Here is a 26337-nt window from a genome sequence, read left to right on the forward strand (position 1 = left end):
TGGTGACGACTCGTACCAGAGCCTCCCGGCGGATCGGCCCCCGGGCCCTGCGGGCGGTCTTCACTCCGGCCGGGGTCCAGCAGGTCCGTGGTCTGACGGTGTCGTCGCCGGTCCGCAGGGGCCGGCGGTAGAGAGACAGAGACGCGATGCCGTGTCCAGGGTGGACACGGCACAACCCGAAAGGCTCGTACGTGACTGCGCCCCAGGAGCACTCCTTCGCCGACCTCGGCAAGGTGCTGGTCATCATCCCGACCTACAACGAGGCCGAGAACGTCGAACGGATCGTTTCCCGGGTCCGGGCCGCCGTCCCCGAGGTGCACGTCCTCATCGCCGATGACAACAGCCCCGACGGCACCGGCGAGATGGCCGACAAGATCGCCGAGCGGGACGGCAACGTCCACGTCATGCACCGCAAGGGCAAGGAGGGCCTGGGCGCGGCCTACCTGGCCGGGTTCGCCTGGGGCATCGAGCACGGCTACGACGTCCTGGTCGAGATGGACGCGGACGGCTCGCACCAGCCCGAGGAGCTCTACCGCCTGCTGACCGCGCTGCGCGGCGCGGACCTGGTGCTGGGCTCGCGCTGGGTGGCCGGCGGCAAGGTCGTGAACTGGCCGAAGTCCCGCCTGCTGATCTCCCGCGGCGGCTCGCTCTACTCGCGCCTGATGCTGGGTGTCCCGATCAAGGACGTCACCGGCGGCTACCGCGCCTTCCGCAAGGAGACCCTGCTGGGCCTCGGCATGGACCAGGTCGCCTCGGCGGGCTACTGCTTCCAGGTCGACCTGGCGTGGCGCACGGTCAAGGCCGGCTTCAAGGTCGCCGAGGTGCCGATCACGTTCGTGGAGCGCGAGCACGGCGTGTCGAAGATGAGCCGCAACATCCTGGTCGAGGCGCTGTGGCGGGTCACCGCCTGGGGCGTGGCCGACCGGGTGAACAAGCTGACGGGCAAGAACAAGTAGTCACGTAGTCACGTCACCGCAGGGGTCCGTACGTCCGCGTACGGGCCCCTGCGGCGTTCCTCCCCCCTCCTGCGCCGCCTCCCTCCCGGCGGGCTGTGCGCGTGCGGGCGGCCCGGGCTCGGGCGACCATGTGATCAAGGGGCTGCGGCGGAGGGAGTACGCGTGGGGCGTTGGTCCAGGATCCGGCGGCGCGCCGACTCCCTCAGCAGCACGGCGCGCGAGCTGCCCACCCAGGTCCCGCTGGTGGGCCGGGCGGTCGGCCAGCTGGTCCGGGTCAACCTGCTGGACAACGCCACCCGGCTGGCCGCGCAGGCGTTCCTGAGCGCGCTGCCCGCGCTCTTCGTGGTGGCGGTCTTCGCTCCGACGGTCCTGCGCAACAGGCTGCTCGACTCGCTGCGCGACCAGCTCGGGCTGCGCGGCGTGGCTCAGCAACAGGTACAGATGCTGGTGTCGCTCAGCCACAGCTCCGAGGAGGCGCAGACCTTCGGCGCACTGGGCGCCCTGGTCACGCTGCTCTCGGCGACGACCCTGAGCCGGGCCATGCAGCGGGTCTGCGAGCGCTGCTGGGAGCTGCCCCGGGCGTCCACCCGACTGGCCGCCTGGCGCTGGCTGGCGTGGCTGCTCGTCTGGCTGATCTACCTGGTCATGCTGGGGCCGATCCGCAACGGCTTCGGCGCGGGCTGGTGGCTGGGACTGCCACTGTCGTTCGTCACCGCGACGCTGCTCTGGTGGTGGACCCAGCACCTGCTGCTGAGCGCCCGGATCCGCTGGTACCCGCTGCTGCCGGGCGCCGGGCTGTGCGGGGTCGCGGTGGTGGGGCTGGAGATCGCCTCACAGGTGTACCTACCGTCGGCGATGTCCCGCAGCGTGGCGCAGTTCGGACCCTACGGCGCGGTCTTCACCTGTCTGTCCTGGCTGATCGTGGTCTTCAGCACGGCGACGCTGGCCCTGGCGCTGGGCCGGGTGATCGCCGAGGACGAGACCGTGGCGCGCTACCTGGGGCCGCCGCTGGCGGACCCCAGGAAGCGCAGGCGGCGGCTCAGATCAGGCGGAGCAGCCGGGACATGATCGACGGCGGCGCCAGGTCGTGCTGCAGCAGCACCGGGACCTGGGTCTGCGCGGTGCCCTCGCCCGCGGTGATCGTGCCGACCTGGGTGCCGGCCTTGGCACTGTGGCCGAGCCGGATCGCGCCCTGGTCCAGGCTCAGCGTGGCGGTCGTGCCGGTCCAGCCGGACACCGTGATGTCCTTGCCGGCCACCACGGGTGCCCGGCCGCCGAGACCGTCGTCGACATAGCCGACCACGTCGCCCTGCTTGGCGATGACCTGACCGGTCAACGCGGACTGGCCGGCCGTGATGATCTTCGCGCTGACGGTCTGGGCCGCCTTGAGGAGGCTGTCCGTGGTGGTCGCCGGCTGGCCGAGGGTCACCCCGAGAATCATCTGCCGGGTACCGCCCACGTCCTTGGTCGCCGCCCACATCAGGCAGCTGCCGGCCGGAGTGCTGGAGCCGGTCTTGGTGCCGATGACCCCGGTCTTCGCGTTGAGCAGCGCGTTGGTGTTGTAGATCCGGGTGCCGTTGATGGTGCTGTCGGGCTCGGCGACGATCTGCCGGAAGATGTCGTTCTTCATCACCTGCTCGGCCAGCTTGAGCTGGTCCTTCGCGGTGCTCTTGGTGTCGTTGTTGTAGCCGGCGGCGTCCGCGTACGTGGTGTTGGTCATCCCGAACGCGGCGGCCTGGTCGTTCATCTTCTTGACGAACGCCTCCTCGGAACCGGCGTCCCAGCGGGCCAGCAGGCGGGCGATGTTGTTCGCCGACGGGAGCATCAGCATCTCCAGCGCCTCGTACTGGCTGATCTGCTCGCCCTCGGTCACCTTGGCGGTGGACTGGTCGGAGTCGCCGGACTCCTGCGCGGCGGCCTTGTCGACGGTGAGCGACGGGCCGGTCTCGCCCTTCTTGAGCGGGTGGTCCTGGAGGATCAGGTAGGCGTTCATCACCTTGGTGACGCTGGCGATCGGCACCGGGGTGTCCGGGCCGGAGCTGCCCAGGCTGCCCAGGCCGACCACCTCGGCGGCGGCCTGGCCCTTGGCCGGCCACGGCATCGCGAGCGGGTCGCCGGTGAAGGTGAAGGAACCGGCCGCGGTCATCTTCGACTTGGGGCCGGGCAGCGGGCGCAACAGCTGTGCGGTCACCACGGCACCGATCACGACGGCAAAGAAGACCGTCCAGATGGTGATCCGCTTGAGCGCGCGGCGCAGCGGGGAGACCGGGCGCGCGCTGAGCGCCGCGAGGACCTCCAGCGCCTCGGAGGTGGTCTCCGGGGCATAGGGGGCTTCGGGCTGCGGGGGCGCGGCGGGCGGCGGGGACGCGGGCGGGATGGCGGTCCACGGCGAGACGGGCGGCGCGGCGGCAGCCGCCGGGGCGGCGGGCGGGGCCGGCGGGGTGACCTGGGCGGCCTCCGGGGCGGCCGCGGCGGCGACGGTCACCAGGACGCGCTCCGGCTCGGGCTCGGCCGCGGGTTCCGGCCCGTCCGCCGAGGCAGCCGCAGGCTCGCTCCCGGCCACCGGATCCGCCGTTGGCCCGGGCTCGGCCGTGGCCCGCGGGGCGGGCTCGGACTCGTCGGCCGGCTCCGCGTCGCCCTCCTCGGCATCCCGGATGGCGAGACGCGGGTCGGCCGCGGGGGCCTGCGCCGGCGTGGCTTCCTCGTCCGTGGCGGGCTCGGCGTCCGACTCGGCGACCGGCTCGGCGGGCTCGGCCCGCTCGACCTGCGCGGCAGGCTCGGGCGCCGCGGCCTTCGGCTCGGCCGGCATCCGCAGGAACGTCGTCGCATGGTCCGCATCCCGGACGCGCAAATGGACGGTCGCGCCGCCGGCGCCCTCGCCGACACCCGCTCCGCTGCTCGCGTCGCCGTCCACGTCGCCGTTCCGCTCGACGTCCGCGGGCAGCTCCCGCTCCCCGCCGTGCCGCACCTTGTCCGGGGCCTCGCCCACGTATCCCGACCTCCTCGCGTGCTCGGCGCCGCACGGGCCACCCGGGCTTCCGGGAGGTCCGCGCAGCGCTCCTCTGGCTCTACAGTCTCCGTCACCGGCGGACGATCCTGGCGGTCCACACCCCGTCCGACCGGCGGTTATTCCGGGCGCTCGGCCCGTCCCCGGCAACGACGCCGACCCGTCGGCCGCCGGTTCCGCCGCTGTCGCGGCGCTCAAATCGGTTCCCGCCCCAAGGTCACGATTCGGAGGCGTACTCGACAAGGCCGTGTGAGAGGCGTCACTCTGTCATTCATCCACGCGGGGAGGCTTGGATGGGCAAGAGCCGCAGAACAATTCCCGAGGAACTTTTGTTGCTCGCACTGGACCCGACCACGGGTACCACGGCGCAGCCGCAGACCCTCGACCTCGGACTAGCCGGGGCACAGCTCGTCGAGCTGTCCCTGGCCGGACGGATAGTCCCGGACGGGGACCGGATCGCCGTGGTGATGCCACGGCCGACCGGCGACCCCACCCTGGACCACGCCCTGGAGCTGCTGCGCCGTCGCGGCAGCCCGGTGCGTGCCGCGCACTGGATCGGCGGGCCCCGACTGGGGCTCCGGCAGACCTACCTGGCGCACCTGGAACGGTGCGGCATGGTGGCGGCCGTGCCGGGACAGGTGTGCGGGGTCCTGCCGACAACGCGTTACCAGGCGTCGGACGACTGTACGAACGCTGCCATCAAGCAGCGTCTCGACACAGCCATCCGCACCGGCGTCCCACCGGACCCCAGAACGGCCGCACTGGCCGCACTGGCCCATGCGGTGGGGCTCGGAAAGCACCTGTACCCCGGCAACGAGGGCAGGTCGTCGCGGTCCAGGCTGCGCGACCTGATCCGGTACGACCCGCTCGGCGGGATGGTCGCGCATGCCGTCATGGACGTGCAGAACGGCCTTCCGGCCCAGCAGGGCCGTGGCGGAACGGTGGCGGCAGGCGGACGGGCACCGGCCCAGCGGACCGGTTCCGAACCCGTCGACCGCGGTCGTCCGGCGGGAGCTCAGAGCCCGCTCGGTCGGGTCGGCGTCCGCTGACGTCCGACCGGACGGCCCGTCGAGACTGACGGGCCGTCCGACACTCGGGGCGGTCGTACCCGGCATCTGCCGGGCGCGGCCGCCCCGCCGTCGTCCCCGGAACCGGTGACGACAGACGCCGGAGCGCTCCGCATACGTACCGAACAGGTCGGCTGGACAAGCCTTAGCACGCCGGATGGTGCTCGCGCAGCGGTGACGCGATTTCCCGGCGGCGACCTGATCCAAGGTGGCATGCTGCTAGAGCCAGGGGGTTGGTACGAACACCGAAGAAGTCCGAAGCAGCACACCAGAGGTTCCGCCGGAGGTCGATGTGTCCGCCAGCATCAATCCCACCGTCCGTCGCAGAAGGCTGGGCGCAGAGCTGCGCCGTCTGCGCGAGACCAAGGGAATGACGGCCGAGGAGGTGGCGGCCCGCCTGATGGTCTCCCAGTCGAAGATCAGCCGACTGGAGAACGGGCGCCGCAGCATCAGCCCGCGGGACGTGCGCGATCTGTGCGACGTCTACAACGTCGACGATCCACGCATGCGCAACAGCCTGATGGAGATGGCCAAGGAGTCCCGGCAGCGCGGCTGGTGGCACGAGTTCGGGGACATCCCGTACAGCGTGTACATCGGACTGGAGGCCGAGGCCTCCTCGATCCGCTCCTACGAGTCCTCGTTCATCCCGGGGCTGTTGCAGACCAGGGAGTACGCCGAGGCGGTCGTCCTGGGCACTCAGCCGGACACCGACGCGGGCTCGATCCGCCGTCGGGTGGAGGTCAGGCTCAAGCGGCAGGACCGGATCTCGGGCGAGGACCGGATCGAGAACTTCTGGGCCGTCATAGACGAAGCCGCACTGGCCCGGGAGGTCGGCGGCGGCGCGGTGATGGCCGATCAGATGCGCCAGCTGCTGGAGTTGGGCGAGCAGCCGAACATCACGCTGCAGGTGATCCCGTTCGTCCGCGGGGCGCACCCCGGAATGACCGGGACATTCTCCCTGATGGAGTTCCCGGAGTCAGCCGATTCCACGGTCGTCTACTTCGAAGGGGTGACGAGCGACCTCTACTTGGAGAAGGACGTGGACGTCCGCCGCTATACCGGACTGTATGACCACTTGAGGGCTGCGGCCCTCAGCGTCGCGGAGACCCGGTCACTGATCACCGATTATGCGGAGGCGTACCAGAAATGAGCATCAAGACCCTGACCGTCAACCCGGCCTGGCGCAAGAGCAGCCACAGCGGCGGCAACGGCGCCTGTGTGGAGGTCGCGGTCCCGGAGTCGGCCACGGTGGCCGTGCGTGACTCCAAGGACCCCGAGGGTCCCCAGCTGCACTTCTCACCCACCGCCTGGGCCGCGTTCGCGATCGCGGCCGGCAGCGGGGCGTTCGGCACCGTCTGACCACCGTCCGCGTGGTGGGCGCTCCGCGCCACGGAGTGTCCACCACAGGTGCCGGACGGCGCGCGGCGGACCGGGCGGCGCGCGTTCAGACGGGGTAGCGCTCGCGCCAGCCGTCACCGGCGTCCGGGCCGTGCAGTTCCAGCCCGTGCACGAGCTCCAGCACCAGGTCGTCGGCCAGCTGCAACACCGTTCCGCGCCCCTCCAGTTCGGCCACCCACTCGGCGGGCAGCGCGGTCTCCCCGTGCAGCGCTCCCAGCAGGCTCCCGCAGACCGTCCCGGTGGAGTCGCTGTCCCCCGAGTGGTTGACCGCCAGCAGCAGCCCGGACCGGACGTCCTCGGCCACCAGCGCGCAATAGAGCCCGATCGCCAGCGCCTCCTCGGCCACCCAGCCCTCCCCCAGCGCGGCCACCCGCTCGGCCGACGGCGCCCCCGCCCGAACAGCCTCCAGGGCCCCGCACAGGGCCGCCGTGGTCTCCTCGTGCCCGGGCCGCTCGGCGAGCTGCGCCAGCGCCAGCTGGACGCCCTCCTCCAGCGCGCCGCCGCGCAGCACGGTGTGCACGATCACCGCGAGCGATCCCGCCGAGAGATAACCGGTGGGGTGCCCGTGGGTCAGCACCGAGCACTCCACCGCGAGTTGGAAGACCAGTCCGGGCTCCCAGCCGAGCAGCAGTCCGAACGGCGCGGCGCGCATCACCGTGCCGCAGCCCTTGGAGTGCGGGTTCTTGGGGGCGTCCAGGGTGCCGAGCCGCTCGGCGTCCGGGCCGGAAAGCCCGGAGAGGCAGGCCGAACCGGGCGCGCGCTGGGCGTAGAGCCACTCCTCGCGGCCCAGCCAGCCGAGGTCGGGGCGGCGCTCGTCCGGTCCCCAGTCGCGCTGGGTGGCGGCCCAGCGCAGGTAGGCGCGGTGCACGTCGGTGGGCGGGTGCCAGCCGCCGGTGTCCCGCCGGACGTGGGCGCGGATCAGTCCGTCGACGGTGAAAAGGGCCATCTGCGTGTCGTCGGTGACCGCGCCGCGCCGGCCGTACGCCGGGACGTAGCCCGTGACGCCCTGCGGGCCGTGCGCGGCCCGGATCTTCTCGATCGAGTCGAACTCGATGCCCGCGCCCAGCGCGTCGCCGATCGCGCCGCCGAGCAGCGCGCCGCGCACCCGGCTGCGGTAGTCCTGCTGCTGGGCACGGGACCACAGGGGCATCACGGAGGGGAGCCTTTCGCCGGGCGTCTCAGGAGAAGTTCGAGCGACTCCGCGACTTTATTCGAATGCCGGAGGGAGATGTCAGGTCCCCCGCAACATCGACATGAACACCGATGTGAACACCGACGACGTCCGACGCGCCTGTCGCCCGGCACCGCACCGGCGGGCGACAGGCGCGGGACGCTCAATAGTCCTACGCCACCGGGGACATGGGCACGGGCTGCTCGTACACTGGCCCGATGACCGAGGAGCAGCTGCCCGCGCACCGCCACACCCCCGCCACCGCCCCCGCCCAGCGCGCGTCGCACGACGACCGCGAGCAGGTCGCCGAGCAACTGCGGGAGGCGGCCGGCAACGGGCTGCTCGACCTCGCCGAGCTGGACGAGCGGCTGGCGATCGCCCTCACGGCCAAGACCCACGCGGAGCTGGTGCCACTGACCGCGGACCTGGCCGGGGCCGTCGACCTGCGCCCGGAGGAGCCGCTGGTCCTGGAGACGCGCGCGGGCGCCATCCAGCAGGTCGGCCACTGGGCCGTGCCGCGGCTGATCAGCGCGATCTCCGACAAGGGCAGCATCGTCATCGACTTCACCGACGCCACCTGCCGGCACCGCGAGGTCACGCTGGAGGTCGACGTACGCAAGGGCAGCATCGACATCCTGGTCCCGCTCGGCTGGTCGGTGACCACCCACGGCGCGAAGGTCGACCGCGGCATGGTCCAGAACAAGGCCACCGTGGCGCCCGCTCCCGGCAGTCCGGTCCTCCAGCTGACGGGCGTCATCGACAGGGGCAGCGTGGAGATCCGCTACCCCACGCCGCTGCGCCGCTGGTGGAAGCGGCGACAGCAGCGGGCCGTCTGAGGGCTTTCTCCGAGGGCTTTCGCAGCTCAGACCACGTCGGCCAGTTCGCGCAACAGCTTGGCCTTGGCGCGGGCACCGACCATGGACTTCACGGGCTCGCCGCCACGGAAGACCATCAGGGTCGGCATCGAGAGGACGGCGTACGCGGCCGTGATCTCCGGGTTGCTGTCGACGTCCAGGCTGACCACCCGCAGGCGGTGGGCCTCCTCCTCCGCCACCGCCACCAGCACGGGCTCGATCATCCGGCACGGCGGGCACCACGATGCGGTGAACTCGACCAGGACGGGCATCTCGGAGTTCAGCACCTCCGCGGCGAAGGTCGCGTCGGTCACGGCGGTCAGGGCAGTACTCATGACGGTGTCTCCTCGGTGAGTTCGCAGCGCGGATTGGCCTCTTCGGCCCGCGCCAGCTGGGCCGCGACCTGGTCGCGCACGGCGCCCAGACGGGCCAGGCAGTCGTCCAGCTCGGACAGTTTGCGACGGTAGACGTCCAGCGACGCCGCGCAGGAGTCGCCGGCCGGGTGGCCGGCCCGCAGACACTCCACGAACGGGCGGGTGTCCTCCAGCTCGAAACCGAAATCCTGCAACAGCCGGATCTGGCGCACCAGGTGGACGTCCTCCTCCCCGTACGCCCGGTAGCCGTTCCCGGTCCGCCGCGCGGTCAGCAGGCCACGCGACTCGTAGTACCGCAACGTCCGCGTGGTCGTCCCCGCCCGCTCGGCCAGCTCGCCGATCCGCATCCGCCCGCCTCCCGCCCGGCGACACCCGGCCGCCGTCCCGTCGCTGTCCCGTCGCTGTCCATTGACGGTAGACCTTGCCCCTGACGTCAAGGCCAGTTCGCCCCTCGATCAGGACCAAGACGACCGAGGGCCGAGCCACAGCGGACTCCTGCTCGTACAGGAGCTCTCTGTGTCCTGGGGACTCGGTCCTCGCGACGGGGTCGGCAAGCGGGTGTGGAGCGTGGTCCCGCCCCCAACGGAACGGCGGGATTGAGAATCCGTTCCCGAGGGCCGCCTGATCTGGCCGACCAGGCGGCCGTTGGGCGCTGTCTACTCCAGAACCGGCAGCAGCTCCGGGAGGTGTCCGTCGGAGGCGAGGGCGGCGGCGCGGCGTTCCGCCGGGACCTCGCCGTAGGTGGTGGTGCGCTGGCGGCTGGGGCGGCCGGCGCTCTCGGCGATGGCCTCCAGGTCGCGGACGGACTTGTAGCTGCCGTAGGCGGAGCCGGCCATCCGGGAGATGGTCTCCTCCATCAGGGTGCCGCCCAGGTCGTTGGCGCCGGAGCGGAGCATCTCGGCGGCGCCCTCGGCGCCCAACTTCACCCAGCTGGTCTGGATGTTGGGGATGTGGGTGTGCAGCAGCAGGCGGGCCATCGCGATCACCGCGCGGTTGTCGCGCTGGGTGGGGCCCGGGCGGGCGATGCCGGCCAGGTAGACCGGGGCGTTGGTGTGGATGAACGGGAGGGTGACGAACTCGGTGAAGCCGCCGGTGCGTTGCTGGATCTCGGCGAGCAGCCGCAGGTGGCCGAGCCAGTGCGCCGGGGTGTCCACGTGGCCGTACATCATGGTGGAGGACGAACGGATGCCCAACTCGTGTGCCGCGGTGACCACTTCGATCCAGGTCGCGGCCGGCAGCTTGCCCTTGGTGAGCACCCAGCGGACGTCGTCGTCGAGGATCTCGGCGGCCGTGCCGGGGATGGTGTCCAGGCCCGCCTCCCGGGCCGCTGCCAGCCAGTCGCGGATCGAGAGCCCGGTCCGGGTCGCCCCGTTGACGACCTCCATCGGGGAGAACGCGTGCACGTGCATGCCGGGGACGCGCTGCTTCACCGCCCGCGCGATGTCGAAGTAGGCGGTGCCGGGCAGGTCGGGGTGGATGCCGCCCTGCATGCAGACCTCGGTGGCGCCGACGTCCCAGGCCTGGGCGGCGCGGTCGGCGACCTGGGAGAGCGAGAGGGTGTAGGCGTCGGCGTCGGTGCGGCGCTGGGCGAAGGCGCAGAAACGGCAGCCGGTGTAGCAGACGTTGGTGAAGTTGATGTTCCGGGTCACGCAGTAGGTGACGGTGTCGCCGACCGCGTCGCGGCGCACCGCGTCGGCGATCGCGCAGAGCGCGTCCAGGGCCGGGCCGTCGGCGTGGAAGAGGGCCAGGGCCTGGTCGTCGGTCAGCTTCGTCGGGTCGTCGGCGGCCACCGCGAGGGCCGCGCGGACGTCCCCGGGCAGGCGTTCGGGGGCCATCGCGCCGACCTGCTCGCGCAGCGCCTCCCAGTCGCCGTAGACGTCCTCGAAGTCGGCCCGGCGGTCGCCGGTGCGGCCGTCGGTGTCGATGGTGCGGTGCAGGTCGGTGCGGCCCGAGGCGGCGGGCAGGTCCTCGGGCTCCTGCCAGGGGCGGCCGACCGGCAGCGCGTCCGGGCGGGCGAGGCCGGTGACCGGGTCGGCCAGCGCGGTGACGTGCGGCAGGATCCGCGGGTCGAGCCAGGGCTCGCCGCGCAGCAGGTATTCGGGGTAGACCGTCAGGCGCTCGCGCAGCTCGAAGCCGGCGGCCGCGGTACGGGCCGTCAGGTCGTCGATCTGCGGCCAGGGGCGCTCGGGGTTGACGTGGTCGGGCGTCAGGGGTGAGACGCCACCCCAGTCGTCGATGCCCGCGTCGATGATCAGCTGATACTCCCCGTCGACCAGGTTCGGCGGCGCCTGGACCCGCGCGGACGGGCCGAGCACCACCCGGGCCACCGCGACGGCGGCGGCCAGCTCCTCCAGCTCGGCGTCCGGCATGGCGCGCATCGCGGTGTCCGGCTTGGCCCGGAAGTTCTGCACGATGACTTCCTGGACGCCGTGGTACTGCCGCGCCACCCGGCGGATCGCGAAGAGCGAGTCGGCCCGCTCCTCGTACGTCTCGCCGATGCCGATCAGGATGCCGGTGGTGAACGGGACGGCGCTGCGCCCGGCGTCCTCCAGCACCCGCAGCCGGACGGCCGGCTCCTTGTCCGGCGAGCCGTGGTGCGGGCCGCCGGGCTCGGACCAGAGCCGGGTGGCGGTGGTCTCCAGCATCATCCCCATCGACGGGGAGACCGGCTTCAGGCGCTGGAAGTCGGTCCAGCTCAGCACCCCCGGGTTGAGGTGCGGCAACAGACCGGTCTCCTCCAGTACCCGGATCGACATCGCCCGGACGTACGCGAGGGTGTCGTCGTAGCCGTGCGCGTCCAGCCACTCGCGGGCCTCGGGCCAGCGGTCCTCGGGGCGGTCGCCCAGCGTGAACAGCGCCTCCTTACAGCCCAGCGCGGCACCCTGACGGGCGATCTCCAGGACCTCGTCCGGGGAGAGGTAGAGGCCGTGGCCGTCCTTGCGCAGCTTGCCGGGGACGGTGACGAAGGTGCAGTAGTGGCAGCGGTCCCGGCAGAGCCTGGTGAGCGGGATGAACACCTTTTTGGAGTAGGTGATCACTCCGGGGCGGCCGGCCGCCTCCAGGCCCGCGTCGCGCACCCGGGCTGCCGTCGCACACAGGTCGCGCAGGTCGTCCCCGCGGGCCTGGAGCAGCACGGCCGCCTCTCCGACGTCCACCGCCACCCCGTCGCGGGCCCGCCGCAGCGCCCTGCGCATCGCGTTGGCGGTGGGGGCATCAGCGGGGTGCTCCGACGGGCGCGTGACGTGCATGTCGTGACCCTACGCCAGCAGGACGACCCGCCACGCCCGTTGACCCTGAGGTGGGATCAGGGTCACGTGCCCCTGTAGGTGTACTTCACTGTGCCCCCACAGGGCGATGTCAGGGTGCGGGCCGGGGTCTCTAATAGCGGTGGAGGACCTGAGGACGGCTACCGAGGGGTTGGACACCATGACGGAGTACGCGGGCTTCGAAGGCGAGAAGAACGGCGAGGTCTACCGGTCGCGGAGGCGGGCGGCGCTGCGGCTGCTTGTGCCGGTGGCGGTCGCCGCGGTCGCGGTGGCGGGGGTGAACCTGGTGCCGGCGCTGGCCAGCGACGGATCACCGACGCTGCCCCAGCTGACGGCCGAGCAGCTGATCGGCAAGGCGCTCGGATCGGACACCCAGCAGCTCAGCGGCACGGTCCAGGTCTCGGCCGACCTGGGCATCCCGTCCGAGCTGCTCTCCCTGACGGGCCACGGCGGCGCGGCGGCGGCCGTGACCGGCACCGCGGGCGCGGCCGGCGGCAGCGGGCAGGCCAAGGAGGCCAACGGCTCGGCGGCCTCACCGGAGTCCCGGCTGACCGCCCTGCTGGCCGGCAGCCACACCCTTCGGGTGGCCGTGGACGGCCCGGACAAGCAGCGCATCGCGTTGGTCGAGAGCCTGGCCGAGTACGACGTGATCCACAACGGCGACCAGCTCTGGGCCTGGGACAGCTCGAGCAACTCGGCGCTGCACCTGTCCGCCCCGCAGGGCGCCGAAGCGAAGCACCCGTCCTCGGCGCCGCTCACCGGCCTGCCGACGACCCCGCAGGAGGTTGCCCGGCAGTTCCTGGCACAGAGCGCCGCCAGCTCCACCGTCGCGGTGAGCGGCACGGCCACGGTCGCCGGGCGCAGCGCGTACGAGCTGAGCCTCAAGCCCAAGCAGACCGGTTCGACCATCGGCGAGGTGCGGATCGCGGTGGACTCCGCGACCGGTACCCCGCTGGCCGTGGTGGCCACCGGCACCAGCGGCAACACCATCCTCGACGTGCACTTCAGCGATGTCTCGCTCGGTCAACCCGCCGCCAAGACTTTCACCTTCACCCCGCCGCCCGGCGCGACGGTGACGGACCAGCGGGCCGGCCAGAAGGCAGCGGTCGGCGGGGCGGCGAAGCCGCAGAACTCTCCGAAGGACACGCCGAAGGGCCAGCGGGCTCCGCTGGACAAGGCCGCTCCGCAGCTGATCGGCTCGGACTGGACGACGGTGCTCTCCTTCCACCTCCCGTCCGACGAGGGCAGCGCGGCCGTCACCGGCACCGCGCAGGGTGCCAAGGGCCGCAAGCTGAGCGGGCTCAGCGCGTCGTCGCTGGTCAAGTCGCTCGGCAAGCCGGTCGCCGGCGGCGAGCTGATCAGCACCAAGGTGCTGAACATCCTGGTCACCGACGACGGCCGGGTCTACGCCGGAGCTGTGACCCTGCCGGTCCTGCAGACTGCGGCCGGGGTGAAGTAGTGACCCAGTCCCCAGTCGTCGAGAGCATCGACAGCGTCGACACCGAGGAGACCCCGGTGGGTGGTCCGGCCACTGCGGCGGGACCGACCCGCGCCGACTCTCCCGCGGTGATCCGAACCCAGGGTCTGACCAAACGCTTCGCGGGCGGCCAGCTGGCGGTGGACGGGCTGGACCTCACGGTCCCGCGCGGCAGCGTGTTCGGCTTCCTGGGTCCGAACGGCTCGGGCAAGACCACCACCATCCGGATGCTGATGGGCCTGATCGCCCCGACGTCCGGCGTGGCAACGGTGCTCGGCGCCTCGATGCCGCAGTCGGTGGGCAGCGTGCTGCCGCGGGTGGGGGCACTGATCGAGGGCCCGGCGCTGTACGGGTTCCTCTCCGGGCGCGACAACCTGGTGCGGTACGACTGCGCCGACCCGACCGCCGATCCACGCACCCGGGCGCGTCGGGTGAGCGAGGCGCTGGACCGGGTCGGGCTGACGGCGGCGGCCGGCAAGAAGGCCCGGGCGTACTCGCTCGGCATGAAGCAGCGCCTCGGACTGGCCGCGGCGCTGCTCCAGCCGCGCGAACTGCTGGTCCTGGACGAGCCCACCAACGGTCTCGACCCGCAGGGGATGCGGGAGATCCGGGCGTTGATCCGCGAGCTGGCGGGCGAGGGCACCACGGTCTTCCTCTCCTCCCACCTGCTCGACGAGATCGAACAGGTCTGCACGCACGCAGCCGTGATGTCCAAGGGCCGACTGCTGGTCCAGGGCACCGTCCGCGAGCTTGCGGCGCGGGCCCAGGGCCGTCTGGTGGTCCGTACACCGGACGCCGCGCGGGCCGCCGAGGTGCTGGCGGCCCGCGGGGTGAGCGACATCCGGGTGGCGGAGAGCCGGGTGGACGGCGAGCCGGCCACCGCGGGGGACGATCCGCTGCCCGGGCTGTGCGCGGCGCTGGTCGAGGCCGGCGTACGGGTGAGCGGCTTCGGCGTCGAGCGGGGCACGCTGGAGGACGCCTTCGTGGCACTGACCGGAGAGGGATTCGATGTCGCAGGCTGAGGTGGCGCCCCCGGCGCCCACGGTGTCGGCGCCCAAAGCGGCGCCCGTGTCAACGACGGTGGCAGCGCCGGTGATGGAGCCGGTGATGGAGCCGATGGCAGCGTCGATGGTGGCGGGCGTGCGGCCGCAGACGGCGGCCGGGTTCCTGGCCCTGTTCCGCAACGAGATCACGCTGACCTTCCGGCGGACCAGGACGATCGCCCTGCTCGGGCTGCTCGCCGCCCTGCCGGTGCTGCTCGGCGTCGTGGTGAAGATCCAGACGGGCAACCTGCACGGCGGCCCGGGCGGGCCGGCCTTCATCGCCCAGGTCACGCAGAACGGGCTCTTCCTGGTCTTCGCCGCGATCACCGTCGCGCTGCCGGTCTTCCTGCCCATGACGGTGGGGGTGGTGGCCGGCGACTCGATCGCCGGCGAGGCCGCCACCGGCACGCTGCGCTACCTGCTGGTCGCCCCGGCCGGGCGGACCAGGCTGCTGGCCGCCAAGTTCGCGGCCGCGATGGCGTTCTGCTGGGCGGCGACGCTCGCGGTGGCGCTCTCCGCACTGGCCACCGGCGCCGCGCTGTTCCCGATGGGCGGCATGACGCTGCTCTCCGGTGACACCATCGGCCTGGGCGGGGCGCTGCTGCGTGCCGTGCTGATCGCCGGGGTGGTGGCGCTGTCGCTGGCCGGGCTGGTGGCGATCGGGCTCTTCGTCTCCACGCTGACCGGCAGCGGCATCGCCGCGATGGCCACCACGGTCGGGCTGGTGATCCTGGTGCAGATCCTGGACAGCCTGCCGCAGTTGCAGGCGATCCAGCCGTGGTTGTTCACCGACCACTGGTTGACCTTTGCCGACCTGCTGCGCGAGCCGATGTACTGGGACGGTGTGCTGCACAACCTGGGTCTGCAGGCCCTCTACCTGGCGGTGTTCGGTTCGGCCGCCTGGGCCCGTCTCACCAGCCGCGACATCACCGCGTGACGCCCCGGGCAGGCGTCAGCGCGTGACCTGAGCTGTGGCCGGCGCCGAATCGGTGCCGGCCGCAGCAGCGGCTGCGACGGCCGCCGGGTCCGCGGCGGCCGCCTCGCGCAGCACGGCGAGCTGGGCCCGGTCCGCGCGGACCCGGCGCAGCGCGTCCCAGGTCAGCAGCGCGAGCGCGGCCCAGACCAGCGCGAAGCCGGCCCAGCGGGCCGGCGGCATCGACTCGTGGAAGACCGTGATGCCGATCAGGAACTGGAAGACCGGCGCCAGATACTGCAGCAGGCCGAGGGTGGAGAGCGGGACCCGGATCGCCGCCGCGCCGAAGCAGAGCAGCGGAATCGCGGTGATCACCCCACTGAGCATCAGCAGACCGGAGTGACCGGCGCCGTGCCCCAGGGTCGCCTGGCCGCGCACCCCCAGATAGACCAGGTAGCCCAGGGCGAACGGGAAGAGGAACGCGGTCTCCATCGCGAAGCTCTCCAGCCCGCTGAGGCCGACCTTCTTCTTCAGCAGCCCGTACACCGCGAAGCTGAACGCGAGAGTGAGCGCGATCCACGGCAGCCGCCCGTACCCGATGGTCAGCACGACCACCGCGAGCGCGCCGACGCCGACCGCCACCCACTGGGTTCTGCGCAGCCGCTCGTGCAGCAGCAGGACGCCGAAGGCGATGGTGACCAGCGGGTTGATGAAGTAGCCCAGGCTGGTCTCGACGACGTGCCCGGAATTCACTCCCCAGATGTACACACCCCAGTTGACCGAGACCGCGGCGGCCGCGAGCCCGGAGAGCGCGATCCGGCGCGGCTGGCGCAGCAGCGGGCGGATCCACGACCAGTGCCGACGGGCGCCGAGGATCGCCACCACCACGACCAGCGACCAGACCATCCGGTTGGCCAGGATCTCGCCGGACCCGGCCGGCTCCAGCAGTGGCCAGTAGAGCGGGAACAGACCCCACATGCCGTAGGCGGCGGTGCCGAGCCAGAAGCCGCGGGCGGCTTCCGCGCCGCTCTCGGTTCCGGCGCCGCGCGCCACCGCTCCGGCCTCCCCCTGTGGTCCCTGCGGCATATCGACCCTCTCCTCCACCCGGTGGCACGTCGGTCGAGCCGACGGTAGCGGGCGAGGAGGGGGTTGTCATCTCTGTTCCCACCCTTTGGTCATGACAGTGGGGGGTCGCCGGAACGCCCGGGGTCGCGAGGGGCTCGCGGTCGGGCGCGTGGGGCAGTTCCCCGGCGTGTGGAGCTCGCCGAGCGCGGCCGTCAGGCCTGCAGGGCGGCCTGCACGGACGCGGCCAGCGGGGTGGTGGGACGGCCGATCAATGCGGCGAGGTCGCCGCTGGTCCCGGCCAGCTCCCCGCGGACGATGCCGGCGTCGACGTCCACCAGGATCGCCGCGAAGCCCTCGGGCAGCCCGGCACCGACCAGCACCTTGAGGTGCTCGTCCGGCGCCACGTTGTGGAACGCCACCTCCTTGCCCGACTGCGCCGACAGCTCGGCGGCGTACTCGGCGAAGTTCCACGCCACATCGCCGCTCAGCTCGTACGTGCGGCCCTCGTGGCCCTCGCCGGTCAGGACGGCGACAGCGGCGGCGGCGTAGTCCTGGCGGGCGGCCGAGGCGATCCGACCCTCGCCGCTGCTGCCGACCAGCGCGCCGCGCTCGACCGCGTCGGCCGCGTGGGCGGTGTAGTTCTCGCTGTACCAACCGTTGCGCAGGAAGACGTACGGCAGGCCGGAGGCGAGGATCGCGGCCTCGGTCGCCTTGTGCTCGTCCGCCAGGCGGAACCCGGCCGCGTCGCCGCCCAGCACGCCGGTGTACGCGAGCAGCTCCACGCCGGCCGCCTTCGCCGCGTCGATCACGGCCTGGTGCTGCGGGACCCGGCTGCCGATCTCGCTGCCGGAGATGAGCAGCACCCTGTCCCCGCTTCCGAAGACCCCAGCCAGCGTCTCGGGGCGGTTGTAGTCGGCGGTCCGGACCTCGACGCCGCGGGCGGCGAGGTCGGCGGCCTTCTCGGCCGAGCGCACGACGACCGCGATCCCGCTCGCGGGGACGGCGCCGAGCAGACCCTCCACGACGAGGCGGCCGAGCTGTCCGGTGGCACCGGTGACGACGATCATTTGCTACTCCCTCAGTGGTTCGTTGGTTCCACCGTACGAGCATCACTCACTATTCGAAAGTACCCACTTTGAAGTATGGTACTTACATGAAGGTAATCGAGGAGCCGGGCCTGCTCGACCGGATCGGCGACATCAACGACCGGAACTGCCCCTCGCGCGGGGTGCTGGAGCACGTCACCAGCCGTTGGGGGGTGCTGGTGCTGGTGGCACTGCTGGAGCGCGGATACCGCTTCAGCGAGCTGCGCCGCCGGGTGGCCGGAGTGAGCGAGAAGATGCTGGCACAGACCCTGCAGGCGCTGGAGCGCGACGGGTTCGTGCGGCGCGAGGCGTACCCGGTCATCCCTCCCCGGGTGGACTACAGCCTGACCGCGTCCGGCGTCGAGGCGGCCGAGCTGGTGAGCGGCCTGGCGCACTGGGTCGAGCGGCAGATGCCCACGGTCCTCGCGGCCCGCGTGGAGTACGACGGCCGCGAGCGCTGAGCGGGGAACAGCCGGGCCGCCCGGGATTCGTCGCGGTCAGCCCTCGGCGCGGTCAGCTCTCGGCGCGGTCAGCCCTCGGCGATCAGCCCTCGGCGCGATCAGTCTGCGTCGCGCTCGGAGCCGGCGGCCCGCAGGCGCAGCCGCCAGGGGTCGGTGACCTTGGCGACCTTCAGGATCACCAGCCCGCGGCGCGAGATGGTGAGGACCTTCGTGGCCTCCCCGCTGCTGGAGACCGACCCGGGCAGGTAGGCCTGCGGCTTGCGGCAGGCGCACTTGTCGCCCGCCCAGCAGCCGCAGACGAACGTCAGGGACCACCCCTCCGACTTGACGTGCGCGACGAGTTCGACCCGGTTGCCCCGCTGGACCCGCAGGAACACGTCTCCCGTGCCCTGCCGCTCCTGGTCCAGCTCGTCGAGGTCGGACGGTCCGACCAGCCGCACCGACCACTCGCGCGGCCCCTGCATGCCGGCGACCTTCAGATGGGTCATGTCGGGCGTGAGCAGTCCGCGGCTCTGCTGGTCACCCCAGCCGGCGGCCAGCGTGGAGTGCGTGTCCACCTGGGTCCTGGTGCGGGTCATCGGATGGATCGCGAAGTAGCCGCTGCCCCGCTTGGCGACCTCGGCCACCGCGACGGCGCCCGGTTCGGGCCACTCGATCCGGAACTCCTCCTCGGTCTCCTCGCCGTCCTGCCGGCCTGTGAGGAGGAACGGGTCGCCCTGGTCCGACTCGGGGACCGGCCGGACGACGTCGCGCGGGCCGGCGGGCGTGGGCAGCCGGAGCAGGCCGTCGTCGTCCGACACCGGGACGGGCGCCGGGGCCGCTGCGGTGGGCACCCGGTCGACGGGGGTGGGGGCGGGCTCGGTGTCCCGGCGGCGCTCTTCCAGCTGGACGGCGGCCGAGTGGAACGAGGACAGCAGCGCGATCCGGGCGGCCGCCGGCGGCAGCAGGACCTCGGCAACGCCCGCCACCGGGGCGCGGCGCGTCCGGGCCGGGACGGGCACCCGGTCGACGGGGGCGGGCTTGGCCGGAGCCTTCTTCGCCACCTTCTTGGCGGCGGGCTTGGTCACCGGCTTGGCGGCCGGCTTAGGCTTCGCCGCAGCCCTGGGCTTGGCGGCGGGCTTGCCCAGCTGCACGGGAGCGGAGGCGGACGTGGATGACCCGAGGGCGGCCCGGGCGGCGTCGGCCGAGGCGGCTGCGGCCAGCGCGGCCTCGGTCGCGGCCGCCAGCGCCTCCAGCGCCGCCCTGGTCGCGGCATCGGCCGGACGGCGGCGCAGGATCAACGCCGTGACCAGACAGCCCAGCAGAAACGTGAAGACGCCCAGCACGGTTCCCCCCGCGAATGACGATCCAGAGATCTGACGATCGCACAGAGGCTACCCGGTACGACGGCCGCTGAGCAGTGCCGACACCGGGCCCGGAGGACGCGACGTCCGCGGAGGTGGCAGCTGCGCCACCCCCGCGGATCGCCGGTGCCGCTAGCGGCACTGGTGCCGCACTAGCTCACTCGACCGTCCAGGTGTCCGCGCCGGCCAGCAGGGTGGCGAGGTCGCCCTCGCCGCGCTGCTCGACGGCGGTGGCCAGCTGCTCGGCCATCAGGGTGTCGTAGACCGGCCGTTCGACGCTGCGCAGGACACCGATGGGCGTGTGGTGCAGGGTGTCGTTGTCCGCGAGCCGGCTCAGCCCGAAGGCCGTGACGGGGTTGGGGGCGTGGGCGTCGTGGACCAGGACGCGGTCCTCGTTGTCGGGGGTGACCGGGGCGGTGTGCAGCTCTCCGGTGAGCGCGTCCCGGAAGACCCCCTCACCGAGGTCGGGGCCGAAGCGGATCGGCCGGCCGTGTTCGAGCCGGATCAGCGCGCGCTGGGCCGTCGTCGCGTCCTTGAGGACCTCGAAGGCGCCGTCGTTGAAGATGTTGCAGTTCTGGTAGATCTCCACCAGCGCGGTGCCGCGGTGTTCGGCGGCCGCGCGCAGCACCGACTGCAGGTGCTTGCGGTCGGAGTCGATGGTGCGGGCGACGAAGGTGGCCTCGGCGCCGATCGCCAGCGAGAGCGGGTTGAACGGTGCGTCGAGCGAGCCCATCGGGGTGGACTTGGTGATCTTGCCGAGCTCACTGGTGGGCGAGTACTGCCCCTTGGTGAGGCCGTAGATCCGGTTGTTGAAGAGCAGGATCTTCAGGTTGACGTTGCGGCGCAGCGCGTGGATCAGGTGGTTGCCGCCGATCGACAGGGCGTCGCCGTCACCGGTGACCACCCAGACGCTCAGGTCCGCGCGGGAGGCGGCCAGGCCGGTGGCGATGGCCGGGGCGCGGCCGTGGATCGAGTGCATCCCGTAGGTGTTCATGTAGTACGGGAAGCGCGAGGAGCAGCCGATGCCGGAGACGAAGACGGTGTTCTCCCGGCGGATGCCGAGCTCGGGCATGAACGCCTGGACCGCCGCCAGGATCGCGTAGTCCCCGCAGCCGGGGCACCAGCGGACCTCCTGGTCGGTCTTGAAGTCCTTGGCGCTCTGCGCGGCCTGGGCCTTGGGGACCAGGCTCAGCGAGGGGAAGGCATGCTGGTCACTCATCGCCGTCGTTCCCTTCGAGGGTTCCGATCGCGGCCCACAGGACGTCGGCCAACTGCTGTGCCTTGAAGGGCAGTCCACGGACCTGGTTGTAGGACTGGGCGTCCACGAGGTACTTGGCGCGCAGCAACAGCGCCAGCTGGCCCAGGTTCATCTCCGGGACGATCACCCGCTCGTAACTGCCCAGCACCGCACCGAGGTTGGCCGGGAACGGGTTGAGGTGGCGCAGGTGCGCCTGGGCGATGTGCGCGCCGTCCGCGCGCAGTCGGCGCACCGCCGCGGTGATCGGCCCGTAGGTCGAGCCCCAGCCGAGCACCAGTACCCGGGCCAGCTTGTCCGGGTCGTCGACCTCCAGCGGCGGGACCGCGACGCCGTCGACCTTGGCCTGCCGGGTGCGGACCATCAGGTCGTGGTTGGCCGGATCGTAGGAGATGTTGCCGGTGCCGTCCTGCTTCTCGATCCCGCCGATCCGGTGTTCGAGGCCGGGGGTGCCGGGGACGGCCCAGGGTCGGGCCAGCGTCTGCGGATCGCGCAGGTAGGGCCAGAAGGAGCCGTCGGGGGTGTTCGGTCCGGTGGCGAAACCCGGCTTGATCTCCGGCAGTTCGTCGACCTCGGGGATCAGCCAGGGCTCCGAGCCGTTGGCCAGGTAGCCGTCCGAGAGCAGCAGCACCGGGGTCCGGTAGGTGACCGCGATCCGGGCCGCCTCCAGTGCCGCGGCGAAGCATTCGGCGGGTGTGGCGGGGGCGACGATCGGCACCGGCGCCTCGCCGTTGCGGCCGAACATCGCCTGCAGCAGGTCGGCCTGCTCGGTCTTGGTCGGCAGCCCGGTGGACGGCCCGCCGCGCTGGATGTCGACCACCAGCAGCGGCAGTTCGAGCGAGACGGCCAGCCCGATGGTCTCCGACTTCAGCGCCACACCCGGGCCCGAGGTGGTGGTCACGCCCAGCGCGCCGCCGAACGCCGCCCCGAGCGCCGCGCCGACGCCGGCGATCTCGTCCTCGGCCTGGAAGGTCCGCACGCCGAAGTTCTTGTGCTTGGACAGCTCGTGCAGGATGTCGGAGGCCGGGGTGATGGGGTACGAGCCGAGGAAGAGCGGCAGCCCCGAGCGGCGGGAGGCGGCGATCAGGCCGTAGGACAGCGCCAGGTTGCCGGAGATGTTGCGATAGCGGCCGGCGGGCAGCCTGGCCGGCGGGATTTCGTAGGAGACCGCGAAGTCCTCGGTGGTCTCGCCGAAGTTCCAGCCCGCCCGGAAGGCGCTGATGTTGGCCTCGGCGATCTCCGGGCGCTTGGCGAACTTCTGCCGCAGGAAGCCCTCGGTGCCGTGGGTGGGCCGGTGGTACATCCAGGAGAGCAGGCCCAGCGCGAACATGTTCTTGGCGCGCTCGGCGTCCTTGCGGGCCAGCCCGCTCTCCTTGAGGGCCTCCAGGGTCAGCGTGGTGAGCGGCACCTTGTGCAGGTGGTACGCCTCCAGCGAGCCGTCCGAGAGCGGGTCCAGCGCGTAGCCGACCTTGCTCAGCGCGCGCTTGGTGAATTCGTCGGTGTTGACGATGATCTCCGCACCACGCGGAAGGTCGGCGATATTGGCTTTCAGCGCCGCCGGATTCATCGCCACCAGCACGTTCGGCGCATCCCCCGGAGTCAGGATGTCGTGGTCGGCGAAATGCAGCTGAAAGCTGGAGACGCCCGGCAACGTTCCCGCGGGTGCCCGGATCTCGGCGGGGAAGTTCGGCAGCGTGGAGAGATCGTTTCCAAAGGAGGCGGTCTCCGAGGTGAACCGGTCACCGGTCAGCTGCATCCCGTCGCCGGAGTCGCCCGCGAAGCGGATGATCACTCGGTCCAAGCGCCGGATCGGCTTGGCCCGTCTGGGCGCGGACGGGCCCTGGCGGCCGAGCGGGCCGTCCGATCCGTCGCCCACTGCCTCTACCTGATCGACCTCGCTGGTCACTGCCGCGGACCTCCCTCAGGGGTACCAGCCGCGGGCGTGAGCCGTGTGCCCCCGTCCGCCTGGTGCACCGTTCGCATCCTATGCGTGTGGTGAATCCCTGCGCGGTAACTAGAGCAAGCCGCGTGGAGTGGCTATTTCCGATCGTCCGAAGGCCGGAAATCCGGGTTCACGAGTTGAGATAGCGCAGCACCGCGAGTACCCGCCGGTGGTCCTCCGGGCTCTGTGCCAGCCCGAGCTTGAGGAAGATGTTGCTGACGTGCTTCTCCACCGCGCCGTCCGAGACCACCAGCTGCTTGGCCACCGCCGCGTTGGTCCGCCCCTCGGCCATCAGGGCCAGCACCTCGCGCTCGCGCGGCGTCAGACCGGCCAGCACGTCGCTCTTCCGGCTGCGGATCAGGAGCTGCTGCACCACCTCCGGGTCCAGCGCCGTGCCGCCGCCGGCCACCCGGACCACCGCGTCGACGAACTCACGCACCTCCGCCACCCGGTCCTTGAGCAGGTAGCCGATGCCCCGGGTGGAGCCCGCCAGCAGCTCGGCGGCGTACTGCTGCTCGACGTACTGGGAGAGCACCAGCACCCCCAGGCGCGGGTGGAGGCCGCGCAGCGTCACGCAGGCGCGGACGCCCTCGTCGGTGTGCGTCGGGGGCATCCGGACGTCCGCCACCACGACGTCCGGCAGGGCGTCGGCGGCCGCCAGCTCGTGGATGGTGCGCAGCAGCGCCTCACCGTCGCCGACGCCCGCCACCACCTCCAGGCCGCGGTCGGTGAGCAGCCTGGTCAGGCCCTCCCGGAGCAGGACGGAGTCCTCGGCGATGACGACACGCAACATGGTGGCTTCCCCCGACTGGTGCGACCTTGGCTGATCCAGGTCACATGGTACGGATCGGCTCACATGGTGCGGATCGCCACCGCGTCACAGAGCCCCTGCAGGGCCGCCTTGGCCGGGCACTCGGGCAGCGGGGCCAGCAGCGCGCGGGCCTCCTCGGCGTAGCGCAGGGTCTCCCGGCGGGCCCGCTCCAGCGCCGGGTGGCGGCGCAGCAGGCGCAGCGCCTCGGCGTGCAGCTGATCGTCGGTCAGGTCGAGCTGGAGCAGCTCACGCAGCCGGGCGTCCTCGGGGTCGCTGTCGTCCACCGGCATCGACTCGAGCAGCAGTACGGGCAGCGTCGGCACGCCCTCGCGCAGGTCGGTGCCGGGGGTCTTGCCGGACTCGTGGCCGTCGCTGGCGATGTCCAGGACGTCGTCGGCCAGCTGGAAGGCGGTGCCCATCCGCTCGCCGTACTGGGTGAGGATCTCGATCACCCAGTCCTCGGCGCCGGCCATCAGCGCGCCGAAGCGGCCGGAGACGGCGATCAGCGAGCCGGTCTTGCCGGCGATCACGTCGAGGTAGTGCTGCAGCGGGTCGTCGCCCGGGCGGGGGCCCGCGGTCTCCAGGATCTGACCGGTGACCAGCCGCTCGAAGGCGTCGGCCTGGATCCGGACGGCCTCCGGGCCGAGGTCGGCGAGCACCTGGGAGGCCCGGGAGAACAGGAAGTCACCGGTGAGGATCGCCACCGAGTTGTCCCAGCGGGCGTTGGCGCTGGGCGCGCCGCGCCGCACGGGCGCGTCGTCCATCACGTCGTCGTGGTAGAGCGTGGCGAGGTGGGTGAGCTCCACGACCACCGCCGCGGGCACCACGCCGGGGGCGTTCGGGTCGCCGAACTGGGCGCCGAGCATCACCAGCAGCGGGCGGAAGCGCTTGCCGCCGGCCTCGATGAGATGGCTCGCGGTGACCGTGATGAACGGCACCTCGCTCTTCACCGTCTCGGCGAGGGCGGCCTCGACCGCTTTCATCCCGGCCTGGACGTCGCGGGTCAGATCGCGGTCCTGCACGCTGAGCCCGAAGGGTCCCACGACGGTCACGAAGACCACTCCTGTCGCCGGTCGATCATGCGGTCCGGTCCCTGATTGCCGCCGCTGCCGTTCCCCAGCAGCGTATCCGGTCGGGAGTGGATCACTGCACGGGCGTGCGGGTACGGGCCCGAAGAGCGGTCCGGGTCGAGGGCTGTGCCCCCGACCCGGACCGGTAGGACGGAACTACCGTACGAACATCGAGGCTTTCGACGCCAGGTCCAGGAAGTACTGCGGGAGCACACCCAGACCCACCGTCACCAGCACTCCGACCGCGATGGCGGTGCCGGTGAAGACACTCGGCACCGCGACCGCCGGCCCGCCGGGCTGCGGGTCGGAGAAGAACATCAGCACGATCACCCTGATGTAGAAGAACGCCGCGACCGCCGAGCTCAGCACACCGACGATCACCAGCGGGGTCGCCCCGCCGGCCGCCGCGGCCTGGAAGACCGCGAACTTCCCCGTGAAGCCGCTGGTCAGCGGGATACCGGCGAAGGCCAGCAGGAAGAGCGCGAAGACCGCCGCGACCAGCGGCGAACGCCGCCCCAGACCCGCCCAGCTGGACAGGTGGGTCGCCTCGCCCTTGGAGTCGCGCACCAGGGTCACCACGGCGAAGGCGCCGAGGGTGACGAAGGAGTACGACAGCAGGTAGAAGAGGACCGCGCCCAGACCCTGCCGATTGGTGGCGATCACCCCGGTCAGGATGAAGCCGGCGTGCGCGATCGACGAGTAGGCCAGCAGCCGCTTGACGTCCTGCTGGGTCACCGCCAGGATCGCGCCGACCACCATGGTGAGGATCGCCACGCCCCACATCACCGGCCGCCAGTCCCAGCGCAGGCCCGGGAAGGCCACGTAGAAGAGCCGCAGCAGCGCGCCGAAGGCGGCCACCTTGGTGGCGGCGGCCATGAAGCCGGTGACCGGCGTCGGGGCGCCCTGGTAGACGTCCGGGGTCCAGGAGTGGAACGGGACGGCGCCGACCTTGAAGAACAGGCCGACCGCGAGCATCGCCAGGCCGATCAGCAGCAGCGCGTCGTTCTGGGTGCTGTTCGCCAGCGCCGGGGTGCTCGGAGCGACGCCCGAGATCACGTCGGCGATCTCCGGCAACCGCACGGTGCCCGCGTAGCCGTACAGCAGCGCCGTGCCGAACAGGAAGAACGCCGAGGCGAAGGAGCCCAGCAGGAAGTACTTGACCGCCGCCTCCTGGGAGAGCAGCCGGCGCCGGCGGGCCAGCGCGCAGAGCAGGTAGAGCGGGAGCGAGAAGACCTCCAGCGCCACGAACATCGTCAGCAGGTCGTTGGCCGCCGGGAAGAGCAGCATGCCGCCGACCGCGAAGAGCGTCAGCGGGTAGACCTCGGTGCTCGCGAAGCCGGCCTTGGTGGCCTGCCGTTCCTGCTCGCCGCCGGGGGTGGCGGCGCCCTGGGCGGTGAAGGCGTCGGAGGCGACGCCCTCCACCCGGGCGTCCAGCCGCCGTTCGGCGTACATCAGCACGGAGACCACGGCGGCCAGCAGGATCACGCCCTGCAGGAAGAGCGCCGGGCCGTCCAGGGCCACCGAACCCATCGCGAGCAGGCCGCTCTTCGTCGTGCCGTAACCGTCGGCGGCCAGCACCACCACGGCGACGAAGGAGCCGATCAGGCCGGTCAGGGCCAGCGCCACCTGGACGCCGTAGCGCCTCCGGCGGGGCAGGAAGGCCTCGACGAGGATGCCCAGCAGGGCCGCGCCGAAGACGATCAGCATCGGGGACAGCTGGCCGTACTCGATCTTGGGAGCCGGGATACTGGCGGTGTTGGCGCCCGCCGCTTCCATCCA

General features: G+C 72.0%; 23 protein-coding genes. 10 read left to right on the forward strand and 13 right to left on the reverse strand.

Going from position 1 to position 26337, the window contains the following annotated elements:
• Positions 1-191: 191 nt before the first annotated feature.
• A complete protein-coding gene (locus tag BS80_RS17820) occupies positions 192-956 on the forward strand; it encodes a polyprenol monophosphomannose synthase (protein ID WP_035798557.1) in 765 nt (254 codons plus the stop codon).
• Between the two features lie 162 nt (positions 957-1118).
• A complete protein-coding gene (locus tag BS80_RS17825) occupies positions 1119-2024 on the forward strand; it encodes a YhjD/YihY/BrkB family envelope integrity protein (protein ID WP_083974858.1) in 906 nt (301 codons plus the stop codon).
• Here the strand turns inward: BS80_RS17825 and BS80_RS17830 are convergent.
• On the reverse strand, positions 1996-3945 hold the full coding sequence (locus tag BS80_RS17830) for a D-alanyl-D-alanine carboxypeptidase family protein (protein WP_051966743.1): 1950 nt from the start codon (positions 3943-3945) through the stop codon (positions 1996-1998). The two genes, BS80_RS17825 and BS80_RS17830, sit on opposite strands and share 29 nt — an antisense overlap.
• Positions 3946-4256: 311 nt before the next feature.
• Between BS80_RS17830 and BS80_RS17835 the strand changes: the two genes are divergently transcribed.
• The 3 genes from BS80_RS17835 (at position 4257) to BS80_RS17845 (ending at position 6389) form a co-directional block, all read left to right on the forward strand.
• Positions 4257-5012: a GOLPH3/VPS74 family protein gene (locus BS80_RS17835; RefSeq protein ID WP_035798560.1), complete on the forward strand. Its 756-nt coding sequence runs from the start codon at positions 4257-4259 to the stop codon at positions 5010-5012.
• Positions 5013-5322: 310 nt separating this feature from the next.
• A complete protein-coding gene (locus tag BS80_RS17840; protein ID WP_063772004.1) occupies positions 5323-6180 on the forward strand; it encodes a helix-turn-helix domain-containing protein in 858 nt (285 codons plus the stop codon).
• Positions 6177-6389, forward strand: a complete 213-nt coding sequence (locus tag BS80_RS17845; protein WP_035798565.1) for a DUF397 domain-containing protein — start codon at positions 6177-6179, stop codon at positions 6387-6389. The genes BS80_RS17840 and BS80_RS17845 overlap by 4 nt, the downstream gene beginning before the upstream one ends.
• An 85-nt stretch (positions 6390-6474) precedes the next feature.
• On the opposite strand, the gene BS80_RS17850 is transcribed toward BS80_RS17845, so the two are convergent.
• Positions 6475-7578, reverse strand: coding sequence for an ADP-ribosylglycohydrolase family protein (locus BS80_RS17850; protein ID WP_035798568.1), 1104 nt, complete (start codon positions 7576-7578; stop codon positions 6475-6477).
• Between the two features lie 239 nt (positions 7579-7817).
• On the opposite strand from BS80_RS17850, the gene BS80_RS17855 reads away from it, so the two are divergent.
• Positions 7818-8435, forward strand: coding sequence for a DUF1707 SHOCT-like domain-containing protein (locus tag BS80_RS17855; RefSeq protein WP_051966744.1), 618 nt, complete (start codon positions 7818-7820; stop codon positions 8433-8435).
• A gap of 26 nt (positions 8436-8461) precedes the next feature.
• On the opposite strand, the gene trxA is transcribed toward BS80_RS17855, so the two are convergent.
• From trxA to BS80_RS17870, 3 genes are all read right to left on the reverse strand, one after another.
• On the reverse strand, positions 8462-8788 hold the full coding sequence (gene trxA, locus BS80_RS17860; protein WP_035798570.1) for a thioredoxin: 327 nt from the start codon (positions 8786-8788) through the stop codon (positions 8462-8464).
• Positions 8785-9174 (reverse strand): MerR family transcriptional regulator, encoded by a 390-nt coding sequence (locus tag BS80_RS17865; RefSeq protein ID WP_035798572.1) that lies wholly within the window; start codon positions 9172-9174, stop codon positions 8785-8787. The genes trxA and BS80_RS17865 overlap by 4 nt, the downstream gene beginning before the upstream one ends.
• 309 nt (positions 9175-9483) lie before the next feature.
• Positions 9484-12075, reverse strand: a complete 2592-nt coding sequence (locus BS80_RS17870) for a bifunctional FO biosynthesis protein CofGH (RefSeq protein WP_083974862.1) — start codon at positions 12073-12075, stop codon at positions 9484-9486.
• Positions 12076-12253: 178 nt separating this feature from the next.
• Here BS80_RS17870 and BS80_RS17875 point away from each other — a divergent pair, with 178 nt between their 5' ends.
• The 3 genes from BS80_RS17875 (at position 12254) to BS80_RS17885 (ending at position 15550) form a co-directional block, all read left to right on the forward strand.
• Positions 12254-13552 carry a LolA family protein gene (locus tag BS80_RS17875; RefSeq protein ID WP_063772060.1) on the forward strand — a complete coding sequence of 433 codons (1299 nt, stop codon included), beginning with the start codon at positions 12254-12256 and terminating at the stop codon, positions 13550-13552.
• A gap of 56 nt (positions 13553-13608) precedes the next feature.
• Entirely contained in the window at positions 13609-14592 is a 984-nt protein-coding gene (locus tag BS80_RS17880; RefSeq protein WP_051967133.1) for an ABC transporter ATP-binding protein, read from the forward strand.
• An 85-nt stretch (positions 14593-14677) separates the two neighbouring features.
• Positions 14678-15550: an ABC transporter permease gene (locus BS80_RS17885; RefSeq protein WP_408607388.1), complete on the forward strand. Its 873-nt coding sequence runs from the start codon at positions 14678-14680 to the stop codon at positions 15548-15550.
• 15 nt (positions 15551-15565) lie between these two features.
• On the opposite strand, the gene rarD is transcribed toward BS80_RS17885, so the two are convergent.
• Positions 15566-16612 (reverse strand): EamA family transporter RarD, encoded by a 1047-nt coding sequence (rarD, locus tag BS80_RS17890; protein ID WP_051966746.1) that lies wholly within the window; start codon positions 16610-16612, stop codon positions 15566-15568.
• A 191-nt stretch (positions 16613-16803) separates the two neighbouring features.
• Positions 16804-17658 carry an SDR family oxidoreductase gene (locus tag BS80_RS17895; RefSeq protein WP_035798574.1) on the reverse strand — a complete coding sequence of 285 codons (855 nt, stop codon included), beginning with the start codon at positions 17656-17658 and terminating at the stop codon, positions 16804-16806.
• An 86-nt stretch (positions 17659-17744) separates the two neighbouring features.
• Here BS80_RS17895 and BS80_RS17900 point away from each other — a divergent pair, with 86 nt between their 5' ends.
• Positions 17745-18137 (forward strand): winged helix-turn-helix transcriptional regulator, encoded by a 393-nt coding sequence (locus BS80_RS17900; RefSeq protein WP_035798576.1) that lies wholly within the window; start codon positions 17745-17747, stop codon positions 18135-18137.
• 98 nt (positions 18138-18235) lie between these two features.
• Here BS80_RS17900 and BS80_RS41905 read toward each other — a convergent pair whose 3' ends face one another.
• From BS80_RS41905 to nuoN, 6 genes are all read right to left on the reverse strand, one after another.
• Positions 18236-19462, reverse strand: a complete 1227-nt coding sequence (locus BS80_RS41905; protein WP_035798578.1) for a hypothetical protein — start codon at positions 19460-19462, stop codon at positions 18236-18238.
• A gap of 175 nt (positions 19463-19637) precedes the next feature.
• Positions 19638-20699, reverse strand: coding sequence for a 2-oxoacid:ferredoxin oxidoreductase subunit beta (locus tag BS80_RS17910; RefSeq protein WP_035798580.1), 1062 nt, complete (start codon positions 20697-20699; stop codon positions 19638-19640).
• Entirely contained in the window at positions 20692-22611 is a 1920-nt protein-coding gene (locus BS80_RS17915) for a 2-oxoacid:acceptor oxidoreductase subunit alpha (RefSeq protein ID WP_408607428.1), read from the reverse strand. Before BS80_RS17915 ends, BS80_RS17910 begins: the two co-directional genes overlap by 8 nt.
• 196 nt (positions 22612-22807) lie before the next feature.
• Entirely contained in the window at positions 22808-23470 is a 663-nt protein-coding gene (locus BS80_RS17920) for a response regulator transcription factor (RefSeq protein WP_035798585.1), read from the reverse strand.
• Between the two features lie 59 nt (positions 23471-23529).
• Positions 23530-24540, reverse strand: coding sequence for a polyprenyl synthetase family protein (locus BS80_RS17925; protein ID WP_035801725.1), 1011 nt, complete (start codon positions 24538-24540; stop codon positions 23530-23532).
• A gap of 174 nt (positions 24541-24714) precedes the next feature.
• The gene (gene nuoN, locus BS80_RS17930; RefSeq protein WP_035798589.1) at positions 24715-26334 is read right to left on the reverse strand and encodes an NADH-quinone oxidoreductase subunit NuoN; all 1620 of its coding nucleotides are present in this window, start codon (positions 26332-26334) and stop codon (positions 24715-24717) included.
• Between the last annotated feature and the right edge of the window lie 3 nt (positions 26335-26337).

Origin of the sequence: Kitasatospora mediocidica KCTC 9733, assembly GCF_000744225.1 — a bacterium.
Lineage (GTDB): Bacteria > Actinomycetota > Actinomycetes > Streptomycetales > Streptomycetaceae > Kitasatospora > Kitasatospora mediocidica.

What these genes read in the sequence shown, in the direction of transcription:
- BS80_RS17835 (WP_035798560.1), top strand. Translation starts at nt 4,257, where the DNA reads ATGGGCAAGAGCCGCAGAACAATTCCCGAGGAACTTTTGTTGCTCGCA.
- BS80_RS17845 (WP_035798565.1), top strand. Translation starts at nt 6,177, where the DNA reads ATGAGCATCAAGACCCTGACCGTCAACCCGGCCTGGCGCAAGAGCAGC.
- BS80_RS17850 (WP_035798568.1), bottom strand. Translation starts at nt 7,578, where the DNA reads ATGCCCCTGTGGTCCCGTGCCCAGCAGCAGGACTACCGCAGCCGGGTG.
- BS80_RS17855 (WP_051966744.1), top strand. Translation starts at nt 7,818, where the DNA reads ATGACCGAGGAGCAGCTGCCCGCGCACCGCCACACCCCCGCCACCGCC.
- trxA (WP_035798570.1), bottom strand. Translation starts at nt 8,788, where the DNA reads ATGAGTACTGCCCTGACCGCCGTGACCGACGCGACCTTCGCCGCGGAG.
- BS80_RS17865 (WP_035798572.1), bottom strand. Translation starts at nt 9,174, where the DNA reads ATGCGGATCGGCGAGCTGGCCGAGCGGGCGGGGACGACCACGCGGACG.
- BS80_RS17870 (WP_083974862.1), bottom strand. Translation starts at nt 12,075, where the DNA reads ATGCACGTCACGCGCCCGTCGGAGCACCCCGCTGATGCCCCCACCGCC.
- BS80_RS17875 (WP_063772060.1), top strand. Translation starts at nt 12,254, where the DNA reads ATGACGGAGTACGCGGGCTTCGAAGGCGAGAAGAACGGCGAGGTCTAC.
- BS80_RS17885 (WP_408607388.1), top strand. Translation starts at nt 14,678, where the DNA reads ATGGAGCCGATGGCAGCGTCGATGGTGGCGGGCGTGCGGCCGCAGACG.
- rarD (WP_051966746.1), bottom strand. Translation starts at nt 16,612, where the DNA reads ATGCCGCAGGGACCACAGGGGGAGGCCGGAGCGGTGGCGCGCGGCGCC.
- BS80_RS17895 (WP_035798574.1), bottom strand. Translation starts at nt 17,658, where the DNA reads ATGATCGTCGTCACCGGTGCCACCGGACAGCTCGGCCGCCTCGTCGTG.
- BS80_RS17900 (WP_035798576.1), top strand. Translation starts at nt 17,745, where the DNA reads ATGAAGGTAATCGAGGAGCCGGGCCTGCTCGACCGGATCGGCGACATC.
- BS80_RS17910 (WP_035798580.1), bottom strand. Translation starts at nt 20,699, where the DNA reads ATGAGTGACCAGCATGCCTTCCCCTCGCTGAGCCTGGTCCCCAAGGCC.
- BS80_RS17920 (WP_035798585.1), bottom strand. Translation starts at nt 23,470, where the DNA reads ATGTTGCGTGTCGTCATCGCCGAGGACTCCGTCCTGCTCCGGGAGGGC.
- nuoN (WP_035798589.1), bottom strand. Translation starts at nt 26,334, where the DNA reads ATGGAAGCGGCGGGCGCCAACACCGCCAGTATCCCGGCTCCCAAGATC.